General features: G+C 36.4%; 18 protein-coding genes and 1 riboswitch. Of the genes, 17 read left to right on the forward strand and 1 reads right to left on the reverse strand.

Annotated features, from left to right (window positions below; all coding sequences use genetic code 11):
- The first annotated feature begins 48 nt into the window (after window positions 1-48).
- The 11 genes from polX to AN959_RS13700 all read left to right on the forward strand — a co-directional run bounded on the left by polX (window position 49) and on the right by AN959_RS13700 (window position 13,954).
- Window positions 49-1,752 carry a DNA polymerase/3'-5' exonuclease PolX gene (gene polX, locus AN959_RS13650; RefSeq protein ID WP_056831476.1) on the forward strand — a complete coding sequence of 568 codons (1,704 nt, stop codon included), beginning with the start codon at window positions 49-51 and terminating at the stop codon, window positions 1,750-1,752.
- Between the two features lie 15 nt (window positions 1,753-1,767).
- Window positions 1,768-4,131 (forward strand): endonuclease MutS2, encoded by a 2,364-nt coding sequence (locus tag AN959_RS13655; RefSeq protein ID WP_056831478.1) that lies wholly within the window; start codon window positions 1,768-1,770, stop codon window positions 4,129-4,131.
- Window positions 4,132-4,199: 68 nt separating this feature from the next.
- Window positions 4,200-4,613: a DUF350 domain-containing protein gene (locus AN959_RS13660; RefSeq protein ID WP_053588700.1), complete on the forward strand. Its 414-nt coding sequence runs from the start codon at window positions 4,200-4,202 to the stop codon at window positions 4,611-4,613.
- 206 nt (window positions 4,614-4,819) lie between these two features.
- Window positions 4,820-6,514, forward strand: a complete 1,695-nt coding sequence (locus AN959_RS13665) for a long-chain-fatty-acid--CoA ligase (protein ID WP_056831479.1) — start codon at window positions 4,820-4,822, stop codon at window positions 6,512-6,514.
- Between the two features lie 99 nt (window positions 6,515-6,613).
- Window positions 6,614-7,195, forward strand: a complete 582-nt coding sequence (locus tag AN959_RS13670; RefSeq protein WP_053588702.1) for a TetR/AcrR family transcriptional regulator — start codon at window positions 6,614-6,616, stop codon at window positions 7,193-7,195.
- Between the two features lie 18 nt (window positions 7,196-7,213).
- Entirely contained in the window at window positions 7,214-7,987 is a 774-nt protein-coding gene (locus AN959_RS13675; protein WP_053588703.1) for an enoyl-CoA hydratase, read from the forward strand.
- A gap of 34 nt (window positions 7,988-8,021) precedes the next feature.
- Window positions 8,022-8,795, forward strand: a complete 774-nt coding sequence (locus tag AN959_RS13680; protein ID WP_053588704.1) for an electron transfer flavoprotein subunit beta/FixA family protein — start codon at window positions 8,022-8,024, stop codon at window positions 8,793-8,795.
- A gap of 80 nt (window positions 8,796-8,875) precedes the next feature.
- Entirely contained in the window at window positions 8,876-9,853 is a 978-nt protein-coding gene (locus AN959_RS13685) for an electron transfer flavoprotein subunit alpha/FixB family protein (RefSeq protein ID WP_056831481.1), read from the forward strand.
- A 356-nt stretch (window positions 9,854-10,209) separates the two neighbouring features.
- Window positions 10,210-10,524 carry a thioredoxin gene (gene trxA / locus AN959_RS13690; RefSeq protein ID WP_053588706.1) on the forward strand — a complete coding sequence of 105 codons (315 nt, stop codon included), beginning with the start codon at window positions 10,210-10,212 and terminating at the stop codon, window positions 10,522-10,524.
- Window positions 10,525-10,576: 52 nt separating this feature from the next.
- On the forward strand, window positions 10,577-12,367 hold the full coding sequence (uvrC, locus tag AN959_RS13695) for an excinuclease ABC subunit UvrC (protein ID WP_056831483.1): 1,791 nt from the start codon (window positions 10,577-10,579) through the stop codon (window positions 12,365-12,367).
- Between the two features lie 38 nt (window positions 12,368-12,405).
- Window positions 12,406-12,585: riboswitch (Lysine riboswitch) on the forward strand.
- A gap of 151 nt (window positions 12,586-12,736) precedes the next feature.
- Window positions 12,737-13,954 (forward strand): aspartate kinase, encoded by a 1,218-nt coding sequence (locus AN959_RS13700; protein ID WP_056831485.1) that lies wholly within the window; start codon window positions 12,737-12,739, stop codon window positions 13,952-13,954.
- 50 nt (window positions 13,955-14,004) lie between these two features.
- Here AN959_RS13700 and AN959_RS13705 read toward each other — a convergent pair whose 3' ends face one another.
- The gene (locus tag AN959_RS13705) at window positions 14,005-14,421 is read right to left on the reverse strand and encodes a YslB family protein (protein WP_053588709.1); all 417 of its coding nucleotides are present in this window, start codon (window positions 14,419-14,421) and stop codon (window positions 14,005-14,007) included.
- Between the two features lie 292 nt (window positions 14,422-14,713).
- On the opposite strand from AN959_RS13705, the gene AN959_RS13710 reads away from it, so the two are divergent.
- From AN959_RS13710 to AN959_RS13735, 6 genes are all read left to right on the forward strand, one after another.
- Entirely contained in the window at window positions 14,714-15,325 is a 612-nt protein-coding gene (locus AN959_RS13710) for a succinate dehydrogenase cytochrome b558 subunit (protein WP_053588710.1), read from the forward strand.
- Between the two features lie 48 nt (window positions 15,326-15,373).
- On the forward strand, window positions 15,374-17,134 hold the full coding sequence (sdhA, locus tag AN959_RS13715; protein WP_056831487.1) for a succinate dehydrogenase flavoprotein subunit: 1,761 nt from the start codon (window positions 15,374-15,376) through the stop codon (window positions 17,132-17,134).
- 2 nt (window positions 17,135-17,136) lie between these two features.
- Window positions 17,137-17,913 carry a succinate dehydrogenase iron-sulfur subunit gene (sdhB, locus tag AN959_RS13720; protein WP_053588712.1) on the forward strand — a complete coding sequence of 259 codons (777 nt, stop codon included), beginning with the start codon at window positions 17,137-17,139 and terminating at the stop codon, window positions 17,911-17,913.
- Window positions 17,914-18,040: 127 nt separating this feature from the next.
- Entirely contained in the window at window positions 18,041-18,484 is a 444-nt protein-coding gene (locus AN959_RS13725) for a thioesterase family protein (protein ID WP_053588713.1), read from the forward strand.
- A gap of 66 nt (window positions 18,485-18,550) precedes the next feature.
- Complete coding sequence (locus AN959_RS13730) at window positions 18,551-18,781, forward strand: LuxR C-terminal-related transcriptional regulator (RefSeq protein ID WP_053588714.1); 231 nt, start codon at window positions 18,551-18,553, stop codon at window positions 18,779-18,781.
- A 77-nt stretch (window positions 18,782-18,858) separates the two neighbouring features.
- Window positions 18,859-19,317 carry a MarR family winged helix-turn-helix transcriptional regulator gene (locus AN959_RS13735; protein WP_053588715.1) on the forward strand — a complete coding sequence of 153 codons (459 nt, stop codon included), beginning with the start codon at window positions 18,859-18,861 and terminating at the stop codon, window positions 19,315-19,317.
- The last annotated feature ends 9 nt before the right edge of the window (window positions 19,318-19,326 follow it).

Here is a 19,326-nt window from a genome sequence, read left to right on the forward strand (position 1 = left end):
AGGCACTGACCAAGTGCTTGCTTCTATGGACAGAAAGGGGTTTTTGTTTTGGATAAAAAGACAATCATTAAAACTTTAGAAAAGATTGCATTATATATGGAGTTGCAGGGTGAGAATCCTTTTAAAGTTTCTGCATTTCGGAAAGCTGCCCAAGTAATAGAATTAGATTCAAGAAGTCTTTCAGAAATGGATAATATTTTATCACTTAAAGGGATCGGTGCTGCGACAGGAGCTGTTATTGAAGATTTGATGAATAAAGGAGAATCCTCTTTCCTAATTGAACTACAAAATTCAGTGCCAAGTGGATTACTTCCCATGTTAAAAATACCTGGGCTTGGCGGTAAGAAAATTGCAAAGCTTTATAAAGAATTACAAATAGATTCAATTGAAGCATTGAAAGAAGCATGTGAATCACATAAGGTTCAAAAACTTCCTGGCTTTGCCGCGAAGACAGAAGTGAAAATACTAGCTGAATTAGAAAACTTTCAAGTGAAACCTGAAAGAAGTGCAGTTTGGCTATTAGAGCCAATTGTTGAAATAATTAATGAGAAGCTTTCACATATTACCACGATTGAAAAATTTTCTGTTGCGGGTTCTTATAGACGGGTAAAGGAAGCAAGTAAGGATATTGACTTTATCATTGCAACAGAGTACCCAATCGAAGTTAGAGAAGAAATTTTGAAAGTTCTCCCGGTTTTAAAAGTTATTGCTGCTGGCGACACAAAAGTTTCTATTACACTTGACGTAGAGAATGAGGTAGACGTTGACTTTCGTTTAGTAAACATTGATCAATTTGCCTCCGCTCTCAACCATTTTACAGGTTCAAAAGATCATAATATTAAAATGAGGCAAATTGCAAAGGACCAAGGGAAAAAAATAAGTGAATACGGTGTGGAGTTAGAAGACGGGACAGTTCAGCATTTTAAAACTGAGGAGGAATTCTACGCATTTTTCGATTTGCCATTTATTCCACCAACTGTTCGAGAGGATGGCTCAGAATTTACAAAACTAGATCAGCTATCACGACTTGTAAAGTTAGAGGATATAAAGGCAGACCTTCATATGCATACTACTTGGTCTGATGGAGCTTATTCCATAGAGGAAATGGTGGAAGCTTGTCGAACTAAAGGATATTCGCATTTAGTCATTACGGATCATTCCGATTATTTAAAAGTAGCAAATGGACTAACAAAAGAGCGTTTGTTGCATCAAATAGAAACAATTCACGAGATAAACGAAAAGTATACAGATATCGAAATATTTACTGGGACAGAAATGGATATTCTACCTGATGGCTCGCTAGACTTTGATGAGGATGTTTTAAAACAATTGGATTTTGTTATTGCTTCAATCCATTCAAGCTTTAGTCAGCCGGAGGAGAAAATAATGGAGCGTTTGTTTAACGCTATTAAAAATCCTTTTGTTCACATGATTGCACACCCTACCGGAAGAATAATTGAAACTCGGAATGGGTACAATCCCGATGTCCCGACTTTAATCGAGTGGGCAAAGGAATATGGAAAGATACTTGAACTCAATGCTAGCCCTTATCGGTTAGATTTAAAAACAGAATATTTGAGGATTGCAAAAGAATCAGGTGTTCCGATTGCCATAAATACGGATGCTCATCATATAAACCAACTTAAATACATGGATCTTGGAGTACGTTATGCACAAAAAGCTTGGTTATCCACAGATGAAATTGTGAATACATGGTCATTGGATAAGTTTAAGCAATTTATAACGAAATAAATAGGAGGTGCCTTAGTGATAACTGAAAGAGCACTGAAAACATTAGAATACTTTAAAATTAGAGAAGAAGTTTCGAAATACTGTACGTCTTCTATAGGAAAAAGTCATATAGAGGCGCTTGTTCCTTCTGTGGACTATGCAAAAGTAACTAAGCTTTTGGAAGAAATGGATGAAGGCTTAACTGTACTACGACTACGAGGTAATGTTCCAATGGGGGGAATCACAGATATACGTCCCCATGCTAAACGAGCGCAAATAGGTGGAATGTTAAGTCCAATGGAGCTTATGGAAACAGCAAGCACCATACGTGCAAGTAAAATTTTACGTCAATTTTTAGAAAATGTGGCGGAAACTGAAGATGTGCAGATAGCTCACCTTCTAGAAAAAAAGGAAGCCATTCCTATTCTAACTGCATTAGAACACGAAATAAATGATTGCATAGATGAAAATGGTACCGTTTTAGATAGCGCTAGTAGTACACTAAGATCTATTCGTCAGCAACTACGTATTTATGTAGGACGAGTACGTGAAAAATTAGAGAGCTATACTAGAGGTGCAAATGCATCTAAAATGTTGTCAGATTCAATCATTACGATTCGTAATGACCGCTATGTTATACCTGTGAAATCAGAATATAGAAGCCATTATGGTGGAATTATTCATGATCAATCTTCGTCAGGGCAAACGCTTTTTATTGAACCATCTGCAGTTGTTCAATTGAATAATGATATTCGGGGTTTGAAAGTAAAAGAACAAGAAGAAATTGAACGAATCTTAATCAAGCTAACAGCAGAAGTTGAAGTTGTAGGTCACGAAATTTTTCAATTAGTTAATATACTAGGCGAAATTGACGCTATTCTAGCCAAAGCAAAATATGGACAAGCGGAGAAATGTACGATGCCGCTTATTAATAATGAAGGATATATTAGGTTAGTAAAAGCACGACATCCACTTATTCCTGTAGACTCCGCTGTTACAAATACAATTGAATTTGGAAGAGATATTACGGCTATTGTTATTACAGGTCCTAATACAGGGGGGAAGACCGTTACACTAAAAACAGTAGGTTTATGTACTTTGATGGCACAAAGTGGAATACCAATCCCTGCTTTAGACGGTTCTGAAGTGGCTTTGTTTGAATCGGTATTTGCAGACATCGGGGATGAGCAATCGATCGAACAAAGTCTAAGTACGTTCTCCTCACACATGGTTAATATCGTAGATATTCTAAAGAAATATGATGAAAAGTCTTTAATATTATTTGATGAGCTTGGTGCAGGTACCGATCCTCAAGAAGGAGCTGCCCTTGCAATATCTATTTTGGATGCGGTCCATGGAACAGGTGCACGCGTTATGGCGACTACTCACTATCCTGAACTAAAAGCATATGGCTATAATCGTCCTGGAGTGGCAAATGCAAGCGTGGAGTTTGATATTGAAACACTGAGTCCCACTTATAAACTGTTAATCGGTGTTCCTGGTCGCAGTAATGCATTTGAAATTTCGGAACGTTTAGGGCTTCCAACACATATTATTTCCCAGGCTCAATCCTTTACAGGTACGGACCGTGGGGAAGTAAATTCCATGATTGCATCTCTTGAAGAAAGTAGAAGACAAGCAGAAAAAGATGCGGAAGAAACAGAAGAACAGTTAGTAGAAGCACGTCAAGTAAAAGAAGAGTTAGAACAAAAACTATCAGAACTTGATAAGAAGAAAGAGCAATTAGAGCAAAAAGCAAAGGAAAAAGCAAAGAAAATAGTGGAAGATGCAAGACGTGAAGCGGATGAAATAATTAGCGAGTTACGAAAGATGCAAGCAAATACACATAAGCTCGTAAAAGAACATGAATTAATTGACGCAAAAAAACGTTTGGAAGAGGCATTACCGAACAATCCTGTACTTAAAAAACAAAAGAAATTAAACGAACAACTGAAAGAATTAAAAGCAGGTGACGAAGTAAAGGTACTTAGTTTTGGACAAAAAGGTACATTGCTTGAAAAGCTATCCAACACTGAGTGGTCAGTACAAATAGGTATGTTGAAAATGAAGCTTGATGAAGCAGACTTGGAATATATAAAACCTGAAAAACAAAAACAAACAGTATCAGTTAATGCGGTTAGAGGAAGAGACTCACATGTGAAACTCGAGCTAGATCTTCGAGGAGAAAGATACGAAGATGCAATTATCCGTACAGAAAAATATTTAGATGACGCAATACTTGCCAACTATCCACGTGTTTCCATTATTCATGGGAAAGGCACTGGTGTATTAAGGCAAGCTATTCAACAATATTTGAAAAACCACACTCGAGTGAAAAGTTATCGATATGGAGAAGCGGGAGAAGGCGGACATGGAGTTACAGTAGTTGAATTAAAGTAAAATATTAAATTTTGAAACCTTTTATTTTGTTGAACGTAGAGTAAGAAAAGTTTAAAGGGGTTATTTAAATGATACTATTAAGTTTTTGGTCGAACCCACTTGTAGAGTCTGCTGGCTATTTTAGCGTAGTCATATTGTGCTTAGTCGTTTCCATGGTAATATTTGAAATCGTAACAAAGTATAAAAATTGGGCAGAAATCAGAAACGGGAATATAGCTGTTGCAATGGCAACAGGAGGGAAAATATTTGGTGTATGTAATATTTTCCGTTACTCAATTGAACAACATAATTCACTTTTTGAAATGATTGGATGGGGAGGGTTTGGCTTTTTCCTGCTCATCATTGCATATTGGTTATTTGAATTTTTAACACCCTCTTTTAATGTGGACAAAGAAATTGAACAGGACAACCGTTCTGTTGGTTTTATTTCTCTCATAATTTCCGTAGGTTTGTCATTTGTTATTGGTGCAAGTATTTCTTAGGAGAGATTAAAATGGAAAAATTATCGAAAGTGTTAATAGCAGTAGGCATATGTTTTGTTATAGTCGGAATAGTATATGTAGTAATCAATTAAGAATGAGCAGCCAACTCATTCTTTTTTTTACAAGGAATTGAATTGTCATTCATTTTTCATTATAATCAAAAATAGGAATATTCACGCTATTATAAAACAAAGGGGGTTTTTATAATGACAGAAAGAAGATGGTTATCAAATTATCCACCTGAAATACCGCATACGCTTGATTATGAAGCTATTCCAGTTCAAGAATATCTAACTAGATCGTATGAAAAGTTCCCATCAAATGTTGCTATTCATTTCATGGGAAAGGATATTACGTACAAAGAACTCTATGAATCTTCTTTAAAGTTCGCGAATTATCTGCAAACTTTAGGAATTCAAAAAGGTGATCGAGTAGCTATTATGTTGCCAAACTGTCCACAAGGGGTTATTGGATACTATGGCGCACTTTATGCAGGGGCAATTGTTGTTCAGACAAACCCATTGTATACTGAAAGAGAAATATCCTACCAAATGAAAGATTCGGGTGCAAAAGTTATATTAGCAATGGACATTTTATTCCCTCGAATCTCAAAAATCTTAAAAGAGACAGAGCTTGAAAATATTATTATTACAGGTATTAAAGATTACTTGCCTTTCCCTAAAAATGTAGTGTATCCATTTATTCAAAAGAAGCAATATGGATTTAGTGTAAAAGTAGAGCATCGTGGTATGAATCATCTATTCCCTGAAATTATGAAAGTCGCAAAAGCGGAACCTATTAAACTAGAGTTTGATTTTGAAGAAGATATCGCTCTTTTACAATACACTGGGGGTACAACCGGATTTCCTAAAGGAGTTATGTTGACACATAAAAATTTAGTATCGAATACTGCTATGTGTACCGCTTGGAATTATAAATGTGTTGAAGGAGAAGAAAGTATCTTAGGAGTCCTTCCATTCTTTCATGTATATGGCCTGACTACTGTATTGATTTTCTCCGTAATGTTAGGGAATAGAATGATATTATTACCTAAGTTTGATGTGGAGACTACACTTAAAACGATAGATAAGCAAAAACCAACTATATTTCCCGGTGCTCCAACAATTTATATCGGTCTTTTAAATCATCCTGATATTCAAAAATATGACTTATCCTCGATCGTTGCTTGTTTAAGCGGTTCAGCTGCTTTACCAGCTGAAGTTCAAGAGAAGTTTGAAAAAGTTACTGGTGGTCGATTAGTGGAGGGTTATGGTTTAACAGAGACTTCCCCTGTTACCCATGCTAATTTAATATATAGTGACGAACGTGTAAAAGGATCAGTAGGTATTCCATGGCCAGACACGGATGCTGCTATTTTTAATGTTGACTCGACGATTCCCCTACCTCCTGGTGAAATAGGTGAAATAGCTGTTAAAGGACCTCAAGTAATGAAGGGCTATTGGAAACGTCCAGAGGAGACAGCTATGTCGATGCGTGATGGATGGTTTTTAACAGGTGATTTAGGGTATATGGATGAAAACGGTTTCTTTTACGTTGTTGATCGTAAAAAAGACATGATAATAGCAGGAGGGTATAATATTTATCCTCGTGACGTGGAAGAAATATTATATGAACACCCTGAAGTCCAAGAGTGTGTTGTAGCAGGTGTACCCGACCCTTATCGTGGGGAAACGGTTAAGGCGTTTATCGTTTTAAAAGAAGGTGCAAGAGTTACAGAGGAAGATTTAAATCAGTTCTGTCGTGAAAATCTAGCAGCTTTTAAAGTTCCTAGAATCTATGAATTTAGAAAAGAACTACCAAAAACAGCTGTCGGAAAGATATTACGAAGAAAGTTAATTGAAGAAGAAAAAGAAAAATTAACACAAGCACTCGAGGCATAATTCAAGATTGACATTCAGAAAAATTAAATATAATATAAAAATATGAATNAAAAATATGAATGAATCATCATTCATATTTTTATTTTGGTGGTGAATTCATTGAAGAAAGACAAGCCTAAGTATAAACAAATTATCGATGCGGCAATTATTGTTATTGCAGAAAATGGCTATCATCAATCACAAGTTTCAAAAATAGCTAAACAAGCAGGTGTAGCCGACGGTACGATCTATTTATACTTTAAAAACAAGGAAGACATTTTAATCTCAGTTTTCGAAGAGAAGATGGAGATGTTCGCAGATAATTTAAAAGTTATTTTAGAAGAAAATACGACATCCTCCGAGAAATTATTTAAAATGATCGAAAATCATTTTAATGTATTAGCAGAAGATCATCATTTAGCAACAGTGACTCAATTAGAGTTAAGACAATCTAATTTAGCGCTAAGACTAAGAATCAATGAGATACTGAAAAACTATCTAGTTTTATTGGATACTATATTAAAAGAAGGAATTGAAAATGGCGAATTTGATCCAACGATCGATATTCGCTTAGCAAGACAGATGGTTTTTGGTACAATTGATGAGACGACTACTACTTGGGTAATGAATGAGTACAAGTATGATTTAATTGCCTTAACAGAAAAAGTACATCGTCTATTATTTAAGGGGTTAAAAGCATAACAAAGGGGAAGTGAACAGATGGAATTTTTGTCATGGACTATTGAGGGTGGAGTAGCAACAGCTACAATCAACCGTCCGCCAGCAAATGCGTTGGCAAGAGGGGTTATATTAGAAATAAATGAATTACTGGATGCAGTAGAACACGATGAATCTGTCCGAGTTATATTGTTGAGGGGAGAAGGAAGATTCTTTTCAGCAGGAGCTGATATTAAAGAGTTTACTTCCATTTCTTCAGGAGCAGAATTTTCTGAATTGGCAGCAAGTGGTCAATCTATCTTTGAAAGACTAGAAACATTCTCAAAACCAGTCATTGCTGCAATTCATGGAGCTGCACTCGGTGGTGGTCTTGAACTAGCAATGAGCTGTCATATAAGACTAGTTGCAGAGAATGCTAAGCTAGGGCTACCTGAGTTACAACTAGGATTAATACCTGGTTTTGCAGGAACGCAACGTCTACCTCGTTATGTTGGTTTTGCGAAAGCGGCAGAGATGTTATTAACGAGTGATCCAATAAGTGGCAAAGATGCTGCGCAATTTGGACTTGCAAATCATGCATATCCGGAAGAAGAGCTATTTAATAGAGCACAAGAACTTGCAAGTAAAATTGCAACTAAAAGTCCTATTGCTGTTAAAGCAGCACTTGAAATGCTTCAATTTGTCAAACCGGCATCATATCATGAAGGCGTGAAAGCGGAAGCAAGTGCATTTGGAACCGTTTTTGTTTCGGAAGATGCAAAAGAAGGTATTACTGCATTTTTAGAAAAAAGAAATCCTGTATTTAAAGGGAAGTAAAAATAATAATAAGATGCAATAGGAGGAATTCTATATGAATATTTATGTTTTAGTAAAACGTACATTTGACACAGAAGAAAAGATTGTTGTAAACGGTGGCAAAATCCAAGAAGACGGAGCAGAATTCATCATTAATCCATACGATGAATATGCAATTGAAGAAGCTATTCAAGTTCGTGATGCACATGGTGGAGAAGTAACTGTCTTAACGATGGGCGGAGAAGACGCTGAGAAACAACTTCGTACAGCACTAGCGATGGGAGCAGATAAGGCGGTTCTAATCAATACAGAGGATGATGTAGAAGAATTGGATCAATTTACATCGGCTTATATTATTTCTGAATACTTAAAAGATAAAAATCCAGACTTAATCTTAGCAGGTAACGTTGCGATTGACGGTGGTTCTGGTCAAGTTGGTCCGCGTGTTGCAGAATTACTAGGCATCAATTATGTTACAACTATTACTAATTTAGAAATTGATGGAACTACCGTGACTATCAAACGTGACGTAGAAGGAGATACAGAAGTTCTGGAAACTTCTTTACCACTATTAGTAACAGCTCAACAGGGACTAAACGAACCACGTTACCCATCATTGCCTGGAATTATGAAAGCAAAGAAAAAACCTCTAGAAGAATTAGAGTTGGATGACTTAGATATTGATGAAGACGATGTAGAAGCAAAAACAGAAACAATTGAAATTTATTTACCTCCTAAAAAGGAAGCCGGAAAAATATTGGAAGGCGATTTAGCTGACCAAGTAAAAGAGTTAGTTCATTTACTTCATTCAGAAGCAAAAGTGATTTAATCATTTTCTTCAGAAGCTTCCACATTTATGTGGAGAACTGATTATGAACGAATTTATATTTAAAATAGGAGGAAATAAACATGTCTAAAAAAGTATTAGTATTAGGAGAAGCACGTGAAGGTGCTTTACGTAATGTATCATACGAAGCAATTGCCGCTGCAAAACAAATTTCAAGTGGCGGAGAAGTAGTTAGTGTTCTCTTAGGAGATTCAGTGAAGGATTTTGCTGGTGAATTAGGAAAATTTGGAGCAGACCGCGTTATCACTGTAGAACATCCTCATTTAAAACAATATACTTCTGATGGCTACGGGCAAGCATTACTTGCTGTAATTGACCAAGAGCAACCAGAAGCTATTGTTTTTGGACATACTGCATTAGGTAAAGATTTATCACCGAAAATTGCTAGTAAATTACAAGTTGGCTTAGTATCGGATGTTACATCAATTGAGGGTGAAGGTGATTCAGCAGTATTTGTTCGCCCAATTTATTCTGGTAAAGCATTTGAAAAGGTTAAAGTAAAAGAAGGAATTGAATTTATTACGATCCGTCCAAATAATATTGCACCACTTGCAAAAGATGATAGTAAATCAGTAGATGTTTCTTCCTTATCTGTTGATATTACGAATCTACGAACTATTATTAAAGAAGTAGTTCGTAAATCTACTGAAGGTGTTGACTTATCAGAGGCAAAAGTGGTTGTTGCTGGTGGACGTGGTGTGAAGAGTGAAGAAGGTTTCGCGCCTTTAAAAGAGCTTGCAGACGTTTTAGGTGGGGCAGTTGGAGCATCTCGTGGAGCTTGTGACGCGGACTATTGTGACTATTCACTGCAAATTGGTCAAACAGGAAAAGTTGTTACCCCAGACCTTTATATAGCAGCAGGTATTTCAGGAGCTATCCAACATTTAGCAGGTATGTCTAACTCGAAAATTATTGTTGCGATCAATAAAGATCCAGAAGCGAATATTTTCAAAGTAGCTGACTATGGTATTGTAGGAGATTTATTTGAAGTAATTCCAATGCTTACAGAGGAATTTAAGAAGTTAAAAGTAAACGCTTAAAAAATTGCTCGGCTCTCTTTGGAGCCGAGCTTTTGCTTGTAGGAGAGTAAGGGAGTAAGATGACACCCCTGGGGTTGTCCAATAAATAAGAAATTCGTTGAAATGACTCCCTTTCCGCAGGGGTTACCTCTACCTCCTCGCTACGTTCCAGGGTCTTCGACTAACGCTCTTACCGCAGGGAGTATCGCCTTTTCAACGATTTTCTATATGTTGTTTGGAGGCTCCTCGATCTCCCGCTAAAAGCGACTGGTAAGCTTCGAAAATCAAATGCTTCAACAGGTGTAAGCTAATATGTAGAAGTAGCAATATGAGTCTGCTATAATCTATCTATAGTTAACCAAAGGAGGAATTTTTTTATGGCAATAGTTCACGGAACAGATCAAACCTTCTCTCAAGAAGTGGAAAAAGGATTAGTATTAGTAGATTTTTGGGCAACATGGTGTGGCCCTTGTAAAATGATTGCTCCTGTTTTAGAAGAAATGGATGCTGAAATGAGCGATAAAGTAAAAATCGTAAAAGTAGATGTAGATGAAAACCAAGCAACTGCAAGTCAATTTGGCATTATGTCTATACCAACTTTAGTATTATTTAAAGATGGGCAACCAGTAGACAAAGCAGTTGGTTTCCAACCAAAAGAAGCATTAGTTCAATTTGTAGAAAAAAACGCATAATATTAAACCGGGTGTCCTGAATGGTGCCCGGTTTTTTTAAACAGGTGATAATATGAATGATTTGATTCAACAGAAGTGTGCAATTTTACCAGATCAACCTGGTTGTTATTTAATGAAGGATCGACAAGGTACTATTATTTATGTCGGTAAAGCTAAGATACTAAAAAATCGTGTGCGTTCTTATTTTACTGGATCTCACGATGGAAAAACCCAAAGACTTGTTCAAGAAATAGTTGACTTCGAATATATCGTTACATCGTCTGAATTAGAAGCATTAATACTCGAGCTTCATCTTATTAAAAAACATGACCCAAAGTATAATATCATGCTAAAGGACGATAAGACGTACCCATACATTAAAATTACAGCTGAAAAGAACCCTAAACTTATTATTACAAGACAGGTTAAAAAAGATAAAGGGAAATATTTTGGCCCCTATCCTAATTCTCACGCCGCTCATGAAACAAAAAAGCTATTGGACAGATTATATCCATTACGTAAATGTCAGAAAATGCCTAATCGTGTTTGCCTATATTATCACATGGGACAATGTCTAGCACCATGCGTGAAAAAAATAGAGGAATCCACTTATAACGAAATAATTCAAGAGATATCTAGCTTCTTAAATGGCGGACATACAACTGTGAAGAATAATCTGACGGAAAAAATGAATGCTGCTGCCGAAAGCTTAGAATTTGAGCGTGCTAAGGAATATCGAGATCAAATATCTCATATTGAACAAGTGATGGAAAAACAAAAAATGACAATGAATGACTTTACTAGTCGAGATGTATTTGGGTATTTCGTTGACAAAGGGTGGATGTGTGTCCAAGTATTCTTTGTTCGACAAGGGAAGTTAATCGAAAGGGATGTTTCTTTATTTCCTATTTATCGTGATCCAGAGGAAGAGTTTCTAACATTTTTAGGTCAGTTTTATGCAAAACCCGAACATATCAAGCCAAGAGAAATTTTTGTGCCAAATAGTACAGATTTGCATTTAGCAACTGAATTACTAGAAATGAAAGTTATAATACCTCAAAAAGGAACCAAAAAGAATTTAGTAGATCTCGCAGAGAAAAATGCAGTGTTGGCTTTGAATGAGAAATTTCATCTTATTGAGAGACAAGAAGAACGTACTATTGGTGCTGTAGAAGAATTAGGCGACTTAATGGGTATCGCAATTCCAAGTCGAATTGAAGCTTTTGATAATTCGCATATACATGGAACGGATGCAGTATCAGCAATGGTTGTTTTTGTTGATGGTAGAGCATATAAAAAAGATTATCGAAAATATAAAACAAGAACAGCTGCCAAACATGATGATTATGGAGCGATGCGTGAAGTAGTAAGAAGAAGATACACAAGAGTTTTAAAAGAAAACTTGCCTTTGCCTGATTTAATCATTATTGATGGTGGAAAAGGTCAAATAGAGGCTGCACGAGAGGTTATCGAAGATGAATTAGGATTAGATATTCCTATTGCAGGTCTTGCGAAAGATGGAAAACATCAAACTTCCCAGTTGCTATTTGGAGATCCCATGGAAATTATAGCGATGAAACGAACAAGTGAAGCGTTTTACCTATTACAGCGAATACAAGATGAAGTACATCGTTTTGCAATTACATTTCATCGACAACAGCGTGGAAAACATACAATTGCTTCTTCATTAGATGGTATCGAAGGAATTGGGCCAAAGAGAAAGACATTATTATTAAAGCATTTTGGTTCCATTAAGAAAATGCAAGCGGCTAGTAAAGAAGAATTCATGGAGGCAGGGCTTCCTGAAAAGTTAGCAGATATAATGATCGCTCATTTTCAGAAAAAGTTATTGTCTTCTGAATAGTCTTATGTTATGGTTGAAACAATTTAATATTCACTTTAAGTGAAGATAGAGGTGCGAATTGACAAGAGTACTCAGCAGAAGGATGAAAAGATCCTGTGATGGTTGAGGAAAGGGTCGTTCGCCGAAACATAGAAAAGCTTTTCCTTTTCTTATGTTGGTTCTGCATTTAATAAATGTAGAATTGTCAGAATGCAATATTCTGGAGGGCTATCTCACATGGACAATTCTTTTGACCGTGTATGGGACAAAGCTTTTCACAATATGTGAGAAGCTTTTTTTATTCAGTTATCGTCCCAACTCCAGCGCCTTATTATGATGCAAACATAGGCGGTTGCATTGATAGATAATGAAATAAGGGAGAAGATGTTCATGAGTAAAATCGTAATGAAATTTGGTGGTACTTCCGTTGCCACTACAGAAAAAATTGCTAACGTTGCTAGAAGAATTCAAATGGAGAAAGAAAAAGGTAATGAGGTTGTAGTAGTTGTCTCAGCTATGGGAAAATCTACAGATGAACTAGTGGATTTGGCGAACGAGTTATCGGATGCACCATCAAAAAGGGAAATGGATATGCTTCTATCAACAGGAGAACAGATCACCATGTCTCTATTGGCCATCAAATTAAGTACTTTAGGAATAGATGCAATTTCTTTAACTGGATGGCAAGCAGGATTACAGACAGATGATGTACATAGAAATGCCAAAATCCTTACGCTCGATCCTTCCAAAATTTTGGACAATCTTTCGGAAGATAAGGTAGTGATTGTTGCAGGTTTTCAAGGTATTTCCACACAGGGAGACATTACAACGCTCGGTAGAGGTGGCTCAGATACCTCCGCAGTGGCAATTGCAGCTTCTATCGGGGCAGAAATTTGTGATATCTACACAGATGTAGATGGAATATATACTTCAGATCCCCGATATATCAAAAATGCCCGGAAACTGGAGCAACTTGAATATGATGAAATGTTAGAACTTGCCAACTTAGGTGCAGGTGTATTACATCCAAGAGCAGTTGAATTTGCAAAAAACTACAAGATACCATTACGTGTACGCCCAAGTTTTAGTGAGGAAGAGGGTACAATTTTAAAGGAGGAAGTCGATGTGGAAAATAATTTAGTTGTTCGAGGAGTTGCTTTTGAATCCGATATAGTCCGTTTAACAATCGAATATGAAGTACCGTTTAATGGGTCTTTAGCTTCTATATTTACGACACTTGCAGCAAATCATATAGATGTTGATATAATCGTGCAGTCGATAGTGGACGGTGTAAAACCAGCAGTTTCATTTTCTATCAAAAAAGAATCATTAGCGGAAGCGATTACGGTGTTGGAATCCAATAAACAAAATCTTGGCTTTACATTTGCTGACTTTGAAGTAGGTCTGGCAAAAGTCTCGATCGTTGGCTCGGGTATGGTTTCTAATCCCGGTGTTGCTGCCCAAATGTTCGATCGTCTTCGAAAAGAAAATATTCCTGTGAAGATGGTAAGCACATCAGAAATAAAAGTATCTGTCGTCGTACCTCAAACGGATATGATTTCAGCGGCTAATGCCTTACACAATGAATTTGGTTTAGAGTTTGCATAACAAACAAAAAAGCAATGTACGGTTTTTTTGTACATTGCTTTTTTGCATCATTATAAAATAGTAGTTTTTAAGTCCCATTTAACTTGAAAAGTGACGATTCCATTTTTCTTTTGCTGTTCGTCATAGCATTCTGTTAAATAACCACCAATTTTCTGCTGTTGTTCAGCTAAAAAACCAGCTTCTAATCGATGACTTCTGCCTTTCCCGCTTTGTGGCAAATTTAAGGTTTGTAAAGTATAAAAAGCGGAATCTTTTGTCGTTTTTTCTAAAACTAAAATTCCCCAACCTGCTTCTTGAAAGAAAGAGGAGGCCTCTTCCATCGAATATAGGGGAAATTTGCGGGCTAGGTCTTTCCCTGCCCAATATAGAATATCTTTTTCATGTTTTCCGAGAATAGAAGCAAGAACGTGATCGCGTATTAATTCATATCCAAAGGAAGTTACATGTGAATGTTCCTTTTCATCCAAGTAGCAACCCTTCTTTCTAAGCTAAATTCTAATAATCTAGTTTATTTTATCATAAAAAAATTTCACTTGGTAAGGGTATATAGTATGTGAAAAAATAGTCTAATCATTATAGGGAAATGAATCATTTTACATTTTGAATAGTGGGAAAGAAATCTTGACGCTCTAGAGTGTTGAGAGTACAATGGATATGTCATAAATTCGAAACATGATGATGTGAGTACGGAATGAATCCTATTGTTCTATTACAATAGTAATCATTGCGTCAATTGTAAATCTGAGGGGGGTAACTGTTTTGTCGAAAGATCGCGAATTTTACTGGCGCCGACTACATTCACTATTAGGAATTATTCCTGTTGGATTGTTTTTGACGCAACATTTGATCATTAACCATTTTGCTACTAAAGGACCAGAAGCATTTAATGGGGCAACACACTTTATGGAGAGTCTTCCATTCTTATTATTCTTGGAAGTCTTTGTAATTTACTTACCGTTGATGTTCCATGCATTTTACGGGGTTTATATTGCATTTACTGCAAAAAATAATCCGAAAAACTTTGGAACACTTCGTAATTATTTGTTCATTTTACAACGTTTCACTGGAATCTTTCTTGTTGTATTCATCGCTTGGCATGTATTTGAAACAAGATTCCAAGCAGCTATTGGAGCGAAAGAAGTTAATTTTAACATGATGGTTGAAATTTTATCAAACCCATGGATGTTAGGCTTCTATATAGTAGGTGTAATTTCTGCTACCTTCCACTTAGCAAATGGTATTTGGTCATTCCTTGTAAGCTGGGGAATTACTCAATCTGCAAAATCACAACAAATTGTTACTTATGTAACATTAATAATCTTCCTAGCGTTATCTGTAGTTGGTGTACAAGCTCTTCTTGCGTTCGTATAAGATCCTTCTACACGTTCAACTACTATTAAAATGAGGAGTGAGATTGACATGGCAAAAAGTAAACTTATTGTTGTCGGTGGTGGATTAGCCGGATTAATGGCAACAATGAAAGCGGCCGAAGATGGTACGCATGTAGATCTATTTTCATTAGTTCCTGTAAAACGCTCACACTCTGTTTGTGCACAAGGCGGTATTAACGGGGCTGTAAATACAAAAGGTGAAGGAGATTCACCAGCAGTACATTTAGATGACACTGTTTATGGCGGAGACTTCTTAGCAAACCAAGGTCCAGTAAAAGCAATGACTGATGCTGCACCTGGAATTATAAATTTATTTGATCGTATGGGTGTAATGTTTAACCGTACACCTGAAGGATTATTAGACTTCCGTCGTTTTGGTGGTACATTGATGCACCGTACAGCGTTTGCTGGTGCAACGACTGGTCAACAACTTCTATATGCTTTGGACGAGCAAGTACGTCGTTTCGAGGTAGACGGTCTTGTTACAAAATTCGAAGGATGGGAATTCCTTGGAATAATTAAAGATAGCGAAGGTGTTTGTCGCGGTATTAAAGCACAAAACCTTAAAACTATGGAAATTCGTGCTTTCCGTGGAGATGCTGTTATCATGGCTACTGGTGGTCCTGGTATTATCTTTGGTAAAACAACTAACTCTATTATTAACACTGGTTCTGCAGCTTCTATCGTTTATCAACAAGGTGCATATTATTCAAACGGGGAATTTATACAAATTCATCCTACTGCAATACCTGGTGATGATAAACTACGATTAATGTCAGAATCTGCACGTGGTGAAGGTGGACGTATTTGGACTTACAAAGACGGTAAACCTTGGTACTTCCTTGAAGAGAAATATCCTGCCTACGGAAATCTAGTTCCACGTGATATTGCAACACGTGAAATTTTCGACGTATGTGTTAACCAAAAACTAGGTATTAATGGCGAAAACATGGTTTACTTAGATCTTTCACATAAAGATCCTCATGAACTAGATGTTAAACTTGGTGGTATCATTGAAATTTACGAAAAATTCACTGGTGATGACCCTCGTAAAGTTCCAATGAAAATCTTCCCAGCTGTTCATTACTCTATGGGCGGACTTTGGGTTGATGAAGATCAAATGACTAATATTCCTGGTTTATTTGCTGCAGGTGAATGTGATTATTCACAACATGGTGCTAACCGTTTAGGAGCTAACTCATTACTTTCTGCTGTATTTGGTGGAAGTGTAGCTGGTCCTAATGCAGTTAAATATATGAGAAATCTTGATTCTCATGCAGAAGATATGGATTCTACTATTTTCGATGCAGAGGTTCAACTTGAGCAAGAGAAATGGGATAAAACGTTAGCGATGAAAGGTACTGAAAATGCTTACTTACTTCATAAAGAGTTAGGTGAGTGGATGACTGATAATGTAACGGTTGTACGTTACAATGACAAACTTGAAGCTACCGATAAAAAAATCCAAGAATTACTAGAGCGCTACGAGAATATCAATATGGATGATACGCAAAAATGGTCAAACCAAGGCGCTTCATTTACTCGTCAATTAAAAAATATGCTATACTTAGCACGCGTTATTACGATAGGTGCACTAAAACGTAATGAAAGTCGTGGAGCACATTACAAACCAGATTTCCCAGAACGTAATGATGAGGAATTCTTGAAAACAACAATGGCTAAGTTTGATCCAGCTACTGGTGCTCCTGTTATTTATTATGAAGAAGTAGATGTATCACTTGTTCCACCTCGTAAACGTGATTATTCTTCTACGAAAGGAGAAAAATAAAAATGGTTACAGCGACAGAAACAAAAAAAGTTGCTTTTGAGATTCTCCGCCAAGATACTCCTGAATCTACACCGTATTGGGAAAAGTTCGAAGTGAACTATCGTCCTAATATGAACGTTATCTCTGCCTTAATGGAAATTCGTCAAAATCCAGTCAATGCTGATGGAAAAGCGACGTCTCCAGTAACATGGGATATGAACTGTCTAGAGGAAGTATGCGGAGCTTGTTCAATGGTTATAAATGATAAGCCACGTCAATCATGTTCAGCACTTGTTGATCAATTGACTCAACCTATTCGTTTGGCACCAATGAAAACATTCCCAGTAGTTCGTGACCTTCAAGTTGATAGAACTCGTATGTTTGATTCTTTGAAAAAAGTAAAAGCATGGGTTCCAATTGATGGATCATACGAACTTGGAGAAGGTCCTCGTATGCCGGAACGTAAGCGTCAGTGGGCGTATGAATTATCTAAATGTATGACTTGTGGTGTTTGTTTGGAAGCTTGTCCTAATGTTAATAGCGGTTCTAACTTTATTGGACCAGCACCACTTTCACAAGTACGTTTATTTAACGCTCACCCAACAGGTTCTATGAACAAGGATGAAAGATTAAACGCAATTATGGGAGACGGAGGCCTTGCAAACTGTGGTAACGCACAAAACTGTGTAGTTGCATGTCCAAAAGGTATTCCGTTAACAACATCCATTGCAGCTTTAAACCGTGATACAACTGTTCAAATGTTCAAAAACTTCTTCGGAAGCGATCACATGGTCGATTAATTGTAGAAATCGTTTTCTAAGAGCACTATAAAGTAAAATCTGTGTAGAATTTAGTATTCTATGCAGATTTTTTATTTTTTTGCTATAATAAATGAATTAATATTCAGTTATTAGGAGGATGGTTTATATGAGAGCTAGTTACATAGAAGATATAAAAAGTTGGGAGCAGGAATTTACTTTTTATTCAGAAGTAAGTGTTCGTTTTTCAGAAACAGATATGTTCGGACATTTAAATAATACGGTGACTTTTGCGTATTTTGAGTATGCACGTATTGAGTTTCTAAAACATATAAAGTTAATGAATGATTGGCTAAACCCTACTAATGAAACCATCCCAGTTGTTGCTGATTTGCAATGCGATTACTTGAGACAAGTGTTTTTCGATGAAAAGCTTCGGATTTATGTGAAAATCAATTCTGTAGGTTCTTCATCCATAGATATCCATTATATGGCTAAAAATGTGAAGCAGGAAATCGTCTTCACTGGAAGAGGTACGATGGTACAAATTGATAAAAAAACAGGAAAAGGATCAAAATGGTCCGAAGAAAAATTAAAAGTTTTTAATAAGTAGGCATCACTAGCCGTCACCTACTTTCCCCATGCTACATACGTTAGTAGAAGAGTGGATAGGGGGGCTATGGCATTGTATGATAGTAATCAGCATCGATCAATACTGACGAGCAGGGAACGTCAAATATTTCAGTTATTAGTAGAGGATTATTCTACAAAAGAAATATCTGTACAGTTATCTATAAGTGAAAAAACAGTAAGAAATCATATTTCCAATACGATACAAAAATTAGGAGTATCGGGTAGGTCACAAGCGATTGTCGAATTATTACGATTAGGTGAACTATCGTTGAATTAATTAGAATCCTTGCCATTTTCCTCAGAACACGTCACAATAATAAATAGAACGTAATGTTTTGAGGAGTGAAGGATTAAATGGCAGATGAAACAAAAAATGCACACCATGATCATCAAGAGGTTGCTTTTTTAGAAAAAGAACTTAGACATATATCGGGCATCATCAAGCAAAAAGGGCGTCAAATTTTAAATGCCTATACAATAACTCCCCCACAGTTTGTGGCACTTCAATGGCTCTTGGAGCAAGGAGATATGACAATTGGCGATTTATCAAATAAAATGTATTTAGCTTTTAGTACAACGACCGATTTAATCGACCGGATGGAAAGAAGCGAACTGGTTCAAAGAATTAGAGATGATCAAGATCGTCGTGTAGTGCGAATACATTTATTAAAAGAAGGCGAACGTATCATTGAAGAAGTAATAGCTAAAAGACAAAATTATTTAGAAGACATACTAAAACAATTTAACAAAGACGAAGTAGCAAATCTATCTACATTATTAGAAAAATTACATCAAGAGATGAAAAAGAACTGAGGAATTAAA

It is taken from the genome of Psychrobacillus sp. FJAT-21963, assembly GCF_001420585.1.
Lineage (GTDB): Bacteria > Bacillota > Bacilli > Bacillales_A > Planococcaceae > Psychrobacillus.